The sequence below is a fragment of the Pseudomonas sp. Irchel s3h9 genome, from assembly GCF_900187475.1.
Taxonomy (GTDB): domain Bacteria; phylum Pseudomonadota; class Gammaproteobacteria; order Pseudomonadales; family Pseudomonadaceae; genus Aquipseudomonas; species Aquipseudomonas neuropathica.
In genome coordinates, this window is record NZ_FYDH01000003.1 from 195,043 (window position 1) to 210,104 (window position 15,062).

The 15,062-nt window shown below is 63.4% G+C and carries 1 protein-coding gene (running past one end of the window); it reads right to left on the reverse strand.

Annotation, left to right across the window (positions count from 1 at the left end; genetic code table 11):
• A protein-coding gene (locus CKW26_RS06055; RefSeq protein ID WP_095047885.1) for a non-ribosomal peptide synthase/polyketide synthase crosses the window boundary here: on the reverse strand, positions 1-15,062 show its 3' portion. It continues 2,782 nt past the right edge of the window; 15,062 of the gene's 17,844 nt are visible here — the last part of the coding sequence; its start codon lies off the right edge, out of view; it ends in the stop codon at positions 1-3.

The window sequence follows — 15,062 nt, forward strand, 5'->3', positions numbered from 1 at the left end:
TCAGGAAACCACTTGGCCGGCCGGCACTTTCAGGCCGTCATGCCACCACGCCGCGAGACTGAAAACGTTGGGCGCCTTGAGAATCGTGAAGTGGTTGCCCGGCCCGTACCACACCGCCAGATCCGTCACCTGGCGTTGCCAGCCTTCAACCATCGCCGCTTGCTCGCGCTGATTGCCCCACGCATCCAGCGTCGGGTCATCGACCAGCGCCAGCCGCACCGGCCCGGTGTAGGCCAACTGCGGTTGATAGACCGTGCGCAAGGCTGTGGCGAAGGTGCGGACCGGGCCGTGCATGGCCTGCGCTGACGAACGCGCAGACAACACACCGGCGCGCACCATGCCCTCGTGCAACAGGCGCATTTGCGTGGTGTCGTCAGCCTCGGCGAACGCCAGCGGGTCGATGCCCAACGACTTGCCGCTGGACAGTTGCAGCGTCTCGATCAAGCGTTCCAGTGCGGCAGTCGTGGTGTACGGTTTGCCCGCCGTACCGTTGCCGCCGGGCGATTCGCTGTCGATCAGGGTCAATGACGCCACCTCACGCCCCGCCGCCTGCAACTGCGCGGCCATGGCATGCGCGACCCACCCGCCGAAGGAATGGCCGATCAGGTGCACCGCACCTTGCGGATACAACTGCTCGACAGCTTGCAGATAGCACTTCGCTGCCGCTTCAACCTGGCTGTGCGGCACGCCGCTGCCATCGAGCCCACGCGGTTGCAGGCCGATGATCGGCCACTCCGGGCCCAAGGCCTCGGTCAGGTGAATGAACCCGGTGACACTGTCGCCCGCCCCCGGCACGCAGAAGATCGGCGCATGCCCGGCGTGCCCGCTCTGAATGGTCAACAGCGGCTGATAGGCCTCTGGCTCCGGAGCCTGCGCAGCGGCCATAGCCTGACTCAAGGCCTGGCCGAGCGCCTGAATATCCGGAGCTTTCATCATGCTGCGGTGATCACCCGGGACATCGATGCAGCGCAGCAAACTTGTACTGATCTTGTTTTCCCAACCGCGGGTCGGACTCGGCTGCGCCTGCCCCGGCATCAGTGCCTGAGCGCGGAACAAGTGCACCGGCTGACTGGCCGGGCTGACCCGGTAATGCGCCAGCGCCAGGCCATGAGCGGCCTCACGATCGAAGTAACTCCAGGCATCCGCTGCACTCAGTGCGGCCAGTTCCGGGTCAGGCAATTGCTGTTCGCAGCAGCGCTGGAACAGCTCATCGAACGCAATGCGTTCGACTTCAGCCTCCAGCCGCTCGACCTCAGCCAACGCTGGCAGCCCTTCTGCACCGCGCATCTGCGAGCGCGCGCGGCAGTGCTCCAGCAACTGATGCTTGTCGCGATGCGCGCCGCTCCAGCGGGTTTTATCCTGACTGGCCGGATGCGGCGCGTAGGTATCGAGCAGACCGACAAACGCCACCGCCTCATCGAGGCCGAGCAACTGCTGAGCGATTTCATACGCCAGCAAGCCGCCAAACGACCACCCGGCCAGACGATACGGCCCATGGGGCTGTACCGCCCGGATAATCCCGACCATCCGCGTGGCCATGCACTCAAGCGTGCGCAGCTGCGGCTGCCCCAACGGCACACCGGGCAAACCGTAAATCGGAAACTGCCCCTCGATGTGCATCGCCAATGCCGGGAAATACACCTCCCTGCCGCTGAACTCATGGATCAGGAACAGCGCATCGCCGCCCTCGCCCGGCCGTACCACGACCAGGCCCTCCGGCTGTTCGGGCACCGTGTTGCGCTGACAGAGCAGCGCGGCCAGCGACTCGACACTCGGACGCTGGAACAGCTCCGCCAGCGTCACCTGTTGCCCCGCACGCTGCAGCAGGTTGACCAGACGAATCGCCAGCAGCGAATGCCCGCCTAATTCGAAGAAGTTGTCGTGGCGTCCGACCTGCTCGACATTCAGCACCTCAGCCCAGACCCGCGCCAACACGGTTTCGACCTCGCCTTCAGGTGCTTCGTAATGTCGGCTGAGTACCGCGTCGAGGCCCGGCGCCGGCAGCGCCTGACGGTCGATCTTGCCGTTGGGACTCAGCGGCAAAACGTCGAGCGCAACAAACGCACCCGGCACCATGTACTCGGGTAACTGCTCAAGAATGAACGCGCGCAGCGTGTCGATAGCCGGTGCAGCACTGCCCTCGCGCAAAGTGAAATACGCGACCAGTCGTTCGTCGCGCATCAGCACGACCACCTCGCGCACACCCGGGTGCTGGATCAACCGCGCTTCGATTTCACCGAGTTCCAGGCGCAAACCATACAGCTTGACCTGGAAATCATTGCGCCCGAGGAATTCGAGGTTACCGTCCGCGCGGTAACGCACCAGATCGCCGGTGCGGTACAAGCGGTCACCGGGCACAAACGGACTGTCGATAAAGCGCTCGGCCTGCATCTGTGGCAGTCCCATATACCCTCGCGCCACGCCGATACCGCCGATGTGCAACTGGCCAATAACACCGAGCGGTACCGCTTGGTCATGCGCATCGAGCACGTACAAACGGGTGTTACAGATGGCCTTGCCAATCGGCAATTCGGTGGATGGCACGGGCATGTGCGGTTCCAGTGTCCACGCTGTGCTGTCGACCGTGGCTTCGGTCGGGCCATACACGTTATGCAGGCGCACCCACGGCAGTTGCTGGCGCACTTCGCGGGCCAGGGCCGCCGTGAGTTCGCCGCCACCGCAGAACACATCGGTGAGGCTGGTGCATTCACTGACGTCTTGCAGCTCGAGAAATTGCTGCAACAGCGCCGGCACGAACTTGACCACCGTGATCCGCTGTTGACGAATCACTTGCGCCAGATACGCCGGTTCCCGATGGCCGCCCGGCCGTGCCAGCACCAGACGCACACCGGCCGTCAGTGGCCAGAAGAATTCCCACACCGAACCATCGAAACTGAATGGGGCTTTCTGCAACAACGCGCCCTCTGGAGCTGGCGGGCAAATCTGCGAGCCCCAATGCACCAGATTGCACAAGCCACGATGTTCGAGCATCACGCCTTTTGGTGTGCCGGTCGAACCTGAGGTGTAGATCATGTACGCCAGGTTCGAAGGACTCAGGCATGGCACTTGCGGATTGCTTTCCGACTGGTCGTGCCAGGTGCATTGGTCAAGGTCGATCAGCATTGCCCCAGCCTCGGCAAACAGCGATCGCGTGGCCGTCTGCACCAGCACCGCCACCGGCGCGCAGTCCCTGAGCATAAAGTCCAGGCGCTCCGCCGGATAAGCCGGATCCAGCGGCACGTACGCGCCACCGGCCTTGAGAATGCCGAGCAACCCCACCACCAGATCGAGCCCCCGCTCGACGCACAGCGCCACCCGCGCATCCGGCCCAACGCCTTGCTCACGCAGGTGATGCGCGAGGCGGTTGGCACGCGCATTCAGCGCGCGATAGGTCAGGCTGTGTTCGCCCGACTGCACGGCGATGGCGTCCGGCTGACGCCGCACCTGTGCTTCGAACAGGCTCTGCACCGGTTGCTCGACCGGGCAATCAAGCGCCGTCGCGTTGAAGTCGCCGAGCAGGCGTCGCTGCTCATCCTCGGCAAGCAACTCGACTTGCGCCAAAACCGCCTGATCATCACTGACCAGCGCCGCCAGCAAGCGCTGGAGGTAACCGACAAAACGCTGCACGGTCGACTCATCGAACAGCGCGATGGCGTAGCGCAGCGAGCCACGCACCCCGTGCTGGCTTTCGCCCAGACTCAGCGACAGGTCGAACTTCACAAAGTGATTTTCCCCGGCCAGACCTTCCAGCGTCAGCTCGCCGAGTGCCAGGGCTCGCGCCACGCTGCTGTCCCAGCTCAGCAAAGTCTGGAACAACGGTGTGTGGGAAAGGCTGCGCAGCGGCCGGGTGATTTCCACCACGTGTTCAAACGGCAGATCCTGATGCGCCTGCGCGGCCAGCGTCTGCGCTTTGACCCGCGCCAACAACGCTGCCCCCGTCAGATCGCCCGAGGTATCGATGCGCAGCGCCAGGGTGTTGACGAACATGCCGATCAACCCTTCGATTTCGGCGCGGGTACGGTTGGCGACAGGCGAGCCGATGACCACATCGGACTGCCCGGACAGACGCGTAAGCAGCATCGCCCAGGCGCTCATGATCACCATGTACGGCGTCACGCTGTGGCGCTGACACAACGCCTTGAGACCGGCGCTGGTCTGCGCGTCCAGTACGATCTCGACACTGCCGCCGCGGTGATCCTGTTGCGCCGGTCGTGGACGATCAGTCGGCAGGCTCAGCAACGCCGGAGCGCCGGCCAGGGTCTGCTGCCAGTAATCACTCTGGCGCTGCAACACCTCGCCGCTCAGCCAGCGCCGTTGCCATACCGCGTAGTCGGTGTATTGCAAGGCCAGCGGTGGCAGCGGATCGGCCTCGCCGTGGCTGAACGCCTGATACAGCGCCATCAACTCATGGGTCAGCACGCCCATCGACCAACCGTCGGAGATGATGTGGTGCATCGTCAGCAACAGCACATGGTGCTCATCGGCCAACTGCACCAGCCGTCCACGGATCAATGGATCGTCCTGCAAATTGAATGGTCCGCGCGCTTCCGTATCGAGCAATGTGCGCAAGGCCTCCTCGGTCTGCGGCTGTTGTCGCCAGTCTTCCACAATCAGCGGCAGACCACTGTCGACCGGGGCAATCAGCACCTGTGCTTCGTCGTTCAGTTGGGTGAACCGACTGCGCAGGGTTTCGTGACGAGCGACGATTCGCGCCAATGCCCGTTGCAGTGCCACGGCGTCGAGTCGGCCACGCAGGTGCAAGCCCAGAGGAATGTTGTAGGCGGTGTTGCCGCCATCCATTTGCGCGAGGAACCACAAGCGTTGCTGGGCGAACGACAACGGCAGTGCCTGATCGCGCGGTGCCGGCAGAATCGGCGGCAAGCTGCTGCGTTCGGCCTGACTCAACACTTCGGCGACCGCCGCCAGTTCCGGGTTGGCAAACAGATCGGCCAGCGCCAGCTCCACACCCAATTGCTGGCGCACCTGGGAGAGCATGCGCATGGCCAGCAATGAATGGCCGCCGAGCTCGAAGAAGTTGTCATAGCGACCGACCTGCCCGACCTGCAACACCTCGGCCCAGACCTGCGCCAGGCTTGCTTCCAGTGGATTGGCCGGTGCCTCGTAGGCCCGACTGAGCAGTGCCTCCTGCGTCGGTGCCGGCAGCGCCTTGCGATCGACCTTGCCGTTGTTGTTCAACGGCAATACATCGAGTTGCACCCACGCGGTGGGCACCATGTATTCCGGCAGTCGCGCGTGCATTTGCGCGTGCAGCTCAGCGCTGTCCAAGTGCTCATCGTGCGCCGTGTAGTACGCCACCAGACGCGGGGAGTCCTGTCCGTCGCGGCGCGCCAGCACCACCGCTTCCTTGATCCCCGGGCAATTCAGCAGGCGGTTTTCGATTTCTCCCAGTTCGATGCGGAAACCGCGAATCTTCACCTGATCGTCGTTGCGCCCGATGCAATCGAGTTGCCCCGGCGCCAGCCAGCGCGCGAGGTCGCCGGTGCGATAGAGCAACGCGCCCGGCATTTCGCTGAACGGATCGCAGAGGAATTTCTCGGCAGTCAGATCCGCCCGGTTCAGATACCCCAGCGCCACGCCCTGCCCGCCGATGTACAGCTCGCCGGTGACGCCCATCGGCACCGGCTGCTGATACGCATCGAGCACGTAAACCTGCGTGTTAGCAATCGGCCCGCCAATCGGCACGCTCTCGGCGTTTTCTGCCACTTCGCGCACTTCAAAGGTTGTGGCGTAGGTGGTGGTTTCAGTCGGGCCGTAGCAATGCACGATGCGCAGTGTTGGCGCCTCGGCCAACAGGCGACGAAACGCCGCCGGATCGCCCCGCTCACCGCCGCACAGCAGAATCCGCAGGCCCTTGAGCGCCTGCGGAATCAGTTGCACGTATTGATTGAACAGCGCGGTGGTGACGAACAGGATCGTTGCGCCACTGCTGCTCAGTTCACGGCCGAAGGCATGCGGATCAAGCAAGGTTTGATGGTCGATGATCACCACGCGACCGCCATTGAGCAGCGGCCCCCAGATGTCCATGGTGCTCGCATCGAACGCCGGGTTCGAGGCGAAGACCACACGATCCTGCGCATTGAAATCGGCGTAACCGTTGTTGAGCACCAAGCGGCCGATGCCCCGGTGCGGCACCATCACTCCTTTCGGCGTGCCGGTGGAGCCGGAGGTATACATGATGTACGCCAACGACTCGGATGACTGCAGCAGGTTCGGGTTATGCGTCGGCTGGCCGTTGAGGGTCAGCTTGTCGAGGTCGATACGCGGCGCGGCGTAGTCGATGACTTCGTCGCTCAAGGTCAACAACGCCACCGCGCGGCAATCCTCGACCATGAACGCCTGGCGCTCGCTCGGTGCATTGATGTCCAGCGGCACATAAGCGGCCGCGCATTTGGCAATGGCCAGTTGCGCGACCAGCAACTCCAGCGAACGCGGCAGCAGGATCGCCACGTGATCGCCCGGCTGCACGCCGTGCGCGATCAGGTGATGGGCCAGGCGGTTGGCTTGCGCGTTGAGTTCAAAGTAGCTCAGCGAATGCGCACCATGCACGGCCGCCACAGCTTTGGGATGCGCGGCTGCCTGATGTTGGAAAACCCCGTGTACGGTCAGTGTTTGCGGGTAGCCTCGCGCCGTGGCGTTGAAGTCGTACAGCAAGCGCTGGCGCTCATCATTTGCCAGCAATGGCACACGCTCCAGCACCGTTTGATCATCGGCAATCATCGCTTCGAGCAGACGTTCGAAGTAGCCGATGTACCGCTTGATCGTCAGCGCATCGAACAGCGCCGTGGCGTAGTTCAGCGTGCCGCGAAGCACTCCGTTGACCTCGCCCAGTGTCAGCGTCAGGTCAAACTTGGCGACATCGCCGGTCCCGGCAACACCCTCCAGCGACAGCTCGCCCAAGGCCAATTGCGGGCCAACGCTGCCGTCCCAGCTTAACGTGCTCTGGAACAACGGGCTGTGCGCCAGGCTGCGCACCGGGCGGGCGATTTCCACCACTTGCTCGAACGGCAGATCCTGATGCGCCTGCGCTTCCAGTGTCCGCGCCTTGACCTGTGCCAGCAGCGCTTCGACGCTGGGCGCGCCCGAGGTGTCGATGCGCACGGCGAGCGTATTGACGAACATACCGATCAGGCCTTCGGTTTCAGCGCGGCTGCGGTTGGCCACCGGCGCGCCGATCACCACATCGGATTGCCCGGACAGCCGACTCATCAGCAACGCCCAGGCACTCATCAGGGTCATGAACAGGGTCGCGCCATGACGCTGGCTCAACGCTTTGAGGCCAGTACTCAGGCGCTCGTCCAGCAACACCTCGACGTTGCCGCCGGTGTAATCCTGCTGCGCCGGTCGCGGGCGATCGGTGGGCAGCGTCAACAAGGCCGGCGCACCGTCGAGGATCTGCTGCCAATATTGGCTTTGCTGCTGCAGCACTTCACCGCTGAGCCAGCGCCGTTGCCATAGGGCGTAGTCGCCGTATTGCAGCGTCAGTGCTGGCAGCGGATCCGGTTGGCCTTGGCTGAACGCCTGATACAACGCCATCAACTCGCCGGTCAGCACGCCCATCGACCAGCCGTCGGCAACGATGTGATGCACGGTCAACAGCAGCACATGATGATCGTCAGCCAGACGCACCAACCGTCCACGAATCAACGAATCGTTCTGCAAATCAAACGTTGTCGAGGCTTCCTGCGCCAGCAATATTTGCAAGGTGTGCTCGGCCCGCGGCTGTTGGCGCAGATCTTCTACGCGCAGCAGCAAACCGTTATCGACCGGGGCAATCGACACCTGCGCGGTGTCGTCGAGGCGGATGAAACGGCTGCGCAGGGTTTCGTGGCGGGCGACGATCCGCGCCAGCGCCGATTGCAGGGCATCGACGTCGAGGTGACCGCGCAGGCGCAAGCCGAGAGGAATGTTGTACGCCGAGTTGCCACCCGCCATTTGCGCAAGAAACCACAGGCGTTGTTGGGCGAAGGACATCGGCAGCGCCTGATCACGCGGTGCCGGCAAGATCTCCGGTAACGCGCTGCGCCCGGCGCGGTTCAATACTGCAGCGATTGCGCTCAATTGCGCATCGGCAAACAGATCACTCAGCGCCAGTTCGACGCCGAGGCGCTGACGGATCAGCGAGACCATGCGCATCGCCAACAGCGAATGACCGCCCAGTTCGAAGAAGTGATCGTGACGGCCGACCTGCCCGACTTGCAGCACTTCGGACCAGATCTGCGCCAGCGCGGTTTCCAGTTCACCTTGCGGTGCCACGTATTCGCGGGTCGGCAGCGCGGCCAGATCCGGTTTCGGCAATGCCTTGCGGTCGACCTTGCCATTGGCGGTCAGCGGCAAAGCCTCGAGCCGGACAAACGCTGCCGGCACCATGTAGTCGGGCAACTGCGTCAGCAGATGCTCGCGCAACTCGCCCACTGCCAGTGGCTCGGCCCCCGCCTGTTCGGTGAAATAGGCCACCAGTCGCGGCTGGCCGGGTTGGTCCTCGCGGGCCAGCAACACCGCTTCGTTAATACCAGGGAGCTGATTGAGGCGAGTCTCGATTTCGCCCAATTCAATGCGCATGCCACGGATTTTCACCTGGTCGTCGTTACGCCCCAAGTAGTCGAGCGAGCCGTCTTCGCGCCAACGGGCAAGGTCACCGGTGCGGTACATGCGCGCATTCGGCAAGGGGCTGAACGGGTCGCGCAAGAAGCGCTCGGCAGTCAGGTCGGCGCGGTTCAGATAACCCCGGGCCACGCCCGCGCCACCGACGTACAACTCGCCCATGACGCCCATTGGCACTGGCCGTTGCTGCTCGTCGAGCAAATAAACCGCCGCGTTCGCCACCGGTTTACCGATGTGCAACGCCGCGCCAACGTCGATACGCCCGGAAGTCGCGACCACGGTGGCCTCGGTCGGGCCGTAGTTGTTGATCACGGCGAAGCGCTGCTGACGGCTGAACTGGCGCAAGCGATCGCCACCGATCAGCAAGGTGCGCAAGGTCGGATGATCGAGGTTCTGACTGAACGCATATTCGGCGACCGGTGTTGGCAAAAAGCTCACGTCCAGCGGCTGCGCACGCCACCAGTCGAGCAACCCATCGATGTCTTCAGCGCCGTCATGGGATGGGGCCAGGTGCAGGGTCGCGCCCGCGCACAGGGCCGGCCAGACTTCCCACGCCATCGCATCGAAACCGAATCCGGCAAGGCTTGAGGTGTGGCTGCCGGCGCGTAAATCGAACGCTTCACAGTGCCAGTCGACCAGATTGGACAACGTTTGATGTTCGACCATGACCCCTTTGGGCAGACCGGTCGAACCCGAGGTGTAGATCACGTACGCCAGATGCGTAGCGCTCAGGCCCGGCACTGCAGGGTTGTGCTGCGCCTGCGCCGGCCATGCGCACAGATCGACATCAATCACTGGCACGCTCAACAGCGGCAGTCTCTGGTGCAGATCGCTTTGCGTGAGCACCGCGACTGGTGCGCTGTCGCTCAGCAAATAACTGATCCGCTCGGCAGGATGCGCCGGATCGATCGGCACATAGCCGGCGCCGGCCTTGAGGATGGCGACCAGCCCGACCAATGTATCCAGGCCCCGGCGGGCGACGATGGCCACGCGGTCATCGGCTTTCACCCCGATGGCGATCAAGTGATGCGCCAAGGCATTGGCCTGGCGATTGAGCTGCAAGTAAGTCAGTGGCTGTCCGGCAAACACCGCTGCAATAGCCTGCGGACGCTCGGTGACCTGCGATTCGAAGCGCTGGGCAATCGTCAGCTCACGCGGGTAGTCAGCCTCGGTCGCATTGAAATCCACCAGCAACTGTTCGCGCTCATCTGCCGGCAGGATCGACAACCGGTCAAAGCCCACGTGCGGCGTGTGCTCCAGTGCCTCCAGCAACGTCATCAACGCTCCCTGCATGTACCCGCAGATACGCTGCGCATCAATGCCGGCCCCGGCCAATACCTTCAGGCGGAAGTCTTCACCGAGATCATCAACGCTGAGAGTCAGGCGATAGTTGGTGTGTTCCTCGGCAGCGAGCAATTGCATGCCGTGCCACGCCGCTTGCACCTCAGCGGATATCGGCCCGACCGGCACGCTGTGACGATAGTTGAGCAGCGTGCTGAACAGCGGCGTGCCCGCCGGCATGGCGCTGCATTGCTGCACCTGCGCCAGTTGCGCATGTTCATGGGCCAGCAACTGACTCAGGCGTTCGTGGGTCGCCAGTGCGGCGCCTTTGACGCTATGGGCGTTCAGCTCGATGCACAGCGGCAAGGTATTGATGAACACACCGAGTGCCCGCTCCGATCCTTCACCGCCCTGCAATCGCCCGAGCAACACCGTGCCAAACACCACGGCGTCGCGTCCGGACAATTGCCCCAGCACCTGTGCCCAGGCGAGGTGCATCAGGCTGGCGGCGCTGACCCCCAAACGCCGGGCCTGCTGACGGATGCTGTGGCTCAGCGCGTTTTCCAGGTCCAGTTGCGCCTCTTGTGCAGGGCCGTCGCTGGCCAGATTCTGCCCGTAAGGCAAGGTCGGCTCATCAACAGCGCCGAGCATCTCGCCGAAGAAACTGGCGTGCGCTTGCGCGGTCAGGCCGGAACGGGTGTGCGCCACGTAATTGCGGTACGGCACCGGTTCGCTCAGCAGCCCGTCGTTGCCCAGCAGAAACGCCTGCATCTCGTGCTGCAACACCTCCAGCGCCACGTGATCCATCACCAGGTGATGGAACAGCAGCAACGCCACCACGCGTTGATTGGCCTCATCGCGGCCGTGCACCACGCGCATCAGCGGCGCCTCGGTGACGGGCATGCGGTAGTTATCGATGGTGAAGCGTCTGCGCAACTGGCTCAGCGCATCGCCCGCTTCGGCGTCTAGCGGCAAGGCCTCGCAGCCCAGCGAAGCCTGACGCCAGACTACTTGCACCGGCTCTTCCAGCCCCTCCCAGAACAGCGACGTGCGCAGAATGTCATGGCGTTCGATTACCCGTTGCAGGGCATCAGTGAATACCTGCAAACGCTGCTCGTCGGCGAAGGCAAACTGCGCCTGCAGCACATACGGATCGCCCTGCGCGGCCGACAGATGATGGAACAAGATGCCGGTTTGCAAAGGTGCCAGCGGGTAGATGTCCTGAACATTGCGCACACCGCCGGGGACGCTTGCAACGATACGGTCGATCGTCGCTTGGTCCAGCGCTACCAGCGGCAACAATTCGGGTGTGATGCGCGGGCAATCGGCCGCAATGAGGTTTGCCGGCACCGCCGCATCAGGTTCTCCGCCCACAGCCGCAGCGAGCGCGGCCAATGTCGGCTGGCCAAAGAGCACACGAATATCCGCCGACAGGCCGGCCCGACGCATGCGCGCAACCAGATTGACCGCCAGCAACGAGTGACCGCCCAGTTCGAAGAAATGATCGAAGCGCCCTACCCGCTCGACCTTCAGCAACTCGGCCCAAATCCCGGCAATCACGGTTTCGACTTCACCGATCGGGGCTTCGTATTCCCGGCTCAGCAGCGCAGTCTGGTCGGGAGCCGGCAAGGCCTGGCGATCCAGTTTGCCGTTGGGGCTCAGTGGCAAGGCCGGCAAATACACAAACACGGCAGGCACCATGTAGGCCGGCAGATGCTTGAGCAATTGGCTGCGTAGCTGATCTGTTTCGACGAGTTCGCCGCTGTAGTACGCGACCAGACGCTGATCGCCCGGCACGTCTTCACGGGCCAGCACGGCCGCTTCGCGGACACCGTCGACCTGCGCCAGATGCGCCTGAATCTCGCCCAGTTCGATGCGTAGACCACGGATTTTGACCTGATCGTCATTACGCCCCAGGTACTCGATATTGCCATCGGCCAGATACCGTGCGACGTCACCCGTACGGTACAAACGTGCGCCGGGCTGATCACTGAACGGATCGTCGAGGAAACGTTCGGCGGTCAGCTCAGGCCGATTCAGATAACCCCGCGCCACCTGCACGCCGCCCAGATACATCTCGCCGACCACACCCCATGGCGTCGGTTGTTGGTGAGTATCAAGGATGTACACGCGGGTATTGCACAGCGGTTTGCCAATCGGTGGCGCGCCTTGCGGTACCGGCGAATTCGCCTCCAGCGTCCATACGGTGCTGTCGACGGTGGCTTCGGTCGGGCCATAAACGTTGTGCAGGCGTACCTGCGGCAGACGTTCACGCACGCTGCGTACCAACGCGGCCGTCAGCGCACCGCCACCACAGAACACATCGGTAAGGCTGCTGCACTCGCCCACCTCTGCCACTTCAAGGAATTGCTGCAACAGCGCCGGCACAAACTGAACGACGTTGACCTGTTGCTCACGAATCAGTTGCACCAGCGCGGCTGGATCGCGGTGGTCGTCCGGGCCCGCGAGGATCAGACGCATACCGCAGCTCAACGGCCAGAACAGCTCCCACACCGAGGCGTCGAAACTCAGCGGGGTTTTCTGCAACAGCGCGGCGCCGGTAGAAAGCGGACACAGGCTGGCGCTCCAGTGCAGCAGATTGCCCAGGTTGCGGTGCTCGACCATCACGCCCTTCGGCGTGCCGGTGGAGCCGGAGGTGTAAATCACGTAGGCCAGGTTCGCGGCGCTCAGGCCTGGCACCTGCGGATTACTTTGCGCAAGGTCTTGCCAGGTGCAATGGTCGAAATCGACCAACACACCGGCCCACTCGCCGATCAGCGCACGCGTCGGCGCATGCACCAGCACCGCCACTGGTGCGCTGTCCTCAAGCATGTAGGCCAGACGCTCAGCAGGATACCCCGGGTCCAGCGGCACATAAGCGCCGCCGGCCTTGAGAATCGCCAACAGACCAACCAGCAATTGCGGCCCGCGCTCGACGCAGATCGCCACCCGCGAATCGCGGCCCACGCCGCACTGGCGCAGGTGATGGGCGAGCTGGTTGGCGCGACGGTTCAACTCGGCGTAACTCAAACGCAATTCACCGGCCACCACGGCATCCGCGTCTGGCGTGCGCAACACCTGCGTCTCGAAGCGAGCATGAACAGTCTGCTCAAGATCGTGGGTGACAGTGGTTGCGTTCAGATCGACCAGCAGATGCTGACGCTCATCGTCCGCCAACAACGTTACCTGCTCCAACACCGCTTGATCGTTGCTGACCATCGCCTGCAACAGGCGCTGGAAGTAGCCGACGTAACGTTGAATAGTCGACTCATCGAACAAGGCAACGGCGTACTCCAGCACACCGCGAATGCCGTCCGGCGCATCTGCCAGCGTCAGCGACACATCGAATTTGGCAAAGTGGCTCGGTTCGGCAACGCTTTCCAGCGTCAGCTCGCCGAGACCCAGGCTGGCGCCGTGGCCACTGTCCCAACTGAACATCGCTTGAAACAACGGGCTGTGCGCCATGCTGCGCGCAGGCTTGGTGATTTCCACCACTTGTTCGAACGGCAGGTCCTGATGCGCCTGCGCCTCCAGCGTTCGCGCCTTGACCCGCGCCAACAGCGCCTCGGTGCTCAACTCGCCCGAAGTATCGATACGCAGCGCCAGGGTGTTGACGAACATGCCGATCAGGCCTTCGATCTCGGCGCGGGTTCGGTTGGCCACCGGCGAACCGATGACCACTTCGGCTTGCCCGGACAAACGACTCAACAGGCTCGCCCATGCGCCGAGCATGAGCATGTACATCGTCACGCCGTGACGCTGGGCCAAAGCCTTGAGTCCGGCACTCAGGCGTTCGTCGAGCACCACCTCGACGGTGTTGCCGGCGTAATCCTGCTGCGCCGGGCGCACACGATCAGTCGGCAGCGTCAAAAGTGCCGGAGCGCCCGCCAGGGTCTGTTGCCAGTACTCACTCTGGCGCTGCAACACCTCACCACTGAGCCAGCGCCGCTGCCACACTGCGTAGTCGGTGTATTGCAGCGCCAGCGGCGGCAGTGGATCTGGTTGACCGTGGCTGAACGCCTGATAAAGCGCCATCAGTTCACGGGTCAGAACCCCCATCGACCAGCCATCGGAGATGATGTGGTGCAGGGTCAGCAGCAGCACATGATGATCGTCGGCCAGCCGCACCAGGCGGCCGCGAATCAGCGCATCGTCTTGTAAGTCAAACGGCCCCGAGGCCTCGCCCTGAATCAGCGCCGCCAAGGTCTGGTCGGCTTGCGGATGCTGGCGCAGGTCTTCAACGCGCAGCAGCAGACCGCTGTCGACCGGGGCGATCAGCACTTGCGCATGGTCATTGAACTGGGCGAAACGGCTGCGCAGGGTTTCGTGACGCGCAACGATACGCGCCAAGGCTTGTTGCAGGGCATGCTCATTCAGTTGCCCACGCAGGCGCAGGCCGATGGGAATGTTGTACGCGGTGTTGGCGCCTTCCATTTGTGCGAGAAACCACAAGCGTTGCTGGGCGAACGACAGCGGCAACGCGCCGTCACGAGCCACCGCGACAATCTCCGGTTGCGTGCTGCGCCCGGCTTGCGCCACCGCCTCGGCAACCGCTGCCAGTTCGGCGTTGGCAAACAGATCGCCCAGCGCCAGCTCGACACCAAGACGCTGGCGAACCTGGGACACCATGCGCATGGCCAACAGCGAGTGACCACCGAGTTCAAAAAAATGATCCTGACGCCCGACTCGCTCGACTTGCAGCACCTGCGCCCAGATCTGCGCCAAGGCGCTTTCCAGTTCGTTGTGCGGCGCCTCGTATTCGCGGGTGAACAGCGCCGCTCGCTCGGGTTTCGGCAGGGCCTTGCGGTCGACCTTGCCATTGGCGGTCAACGGCAGCGCGTCGAGTCTGACGAAGGCCACCGGCACCATGTACTCCGGTAACTGGGTCAACAGGTGCGCGCGCAACTCGGCCACGGCCAACGGTTCGACCTGGCTCTGCTCGGTGAAATACGCCACCAGTCGCGGTTGGCCCGGCTCATCTTCACGCGCCAGCAGTACGGCTTCCTGAATACCGGGCAACTGATTGAGGCGGGTTTCGATCTCCCCGAGTTCGATACGCACGCCACGGATTTTCACCTGATCGTCGTTACGCCCCAGGTACTCGATCGTGCCGTCCGCACGCCAGCGTGCGAGATCGCCGGTGCGATACATGCGCGCAT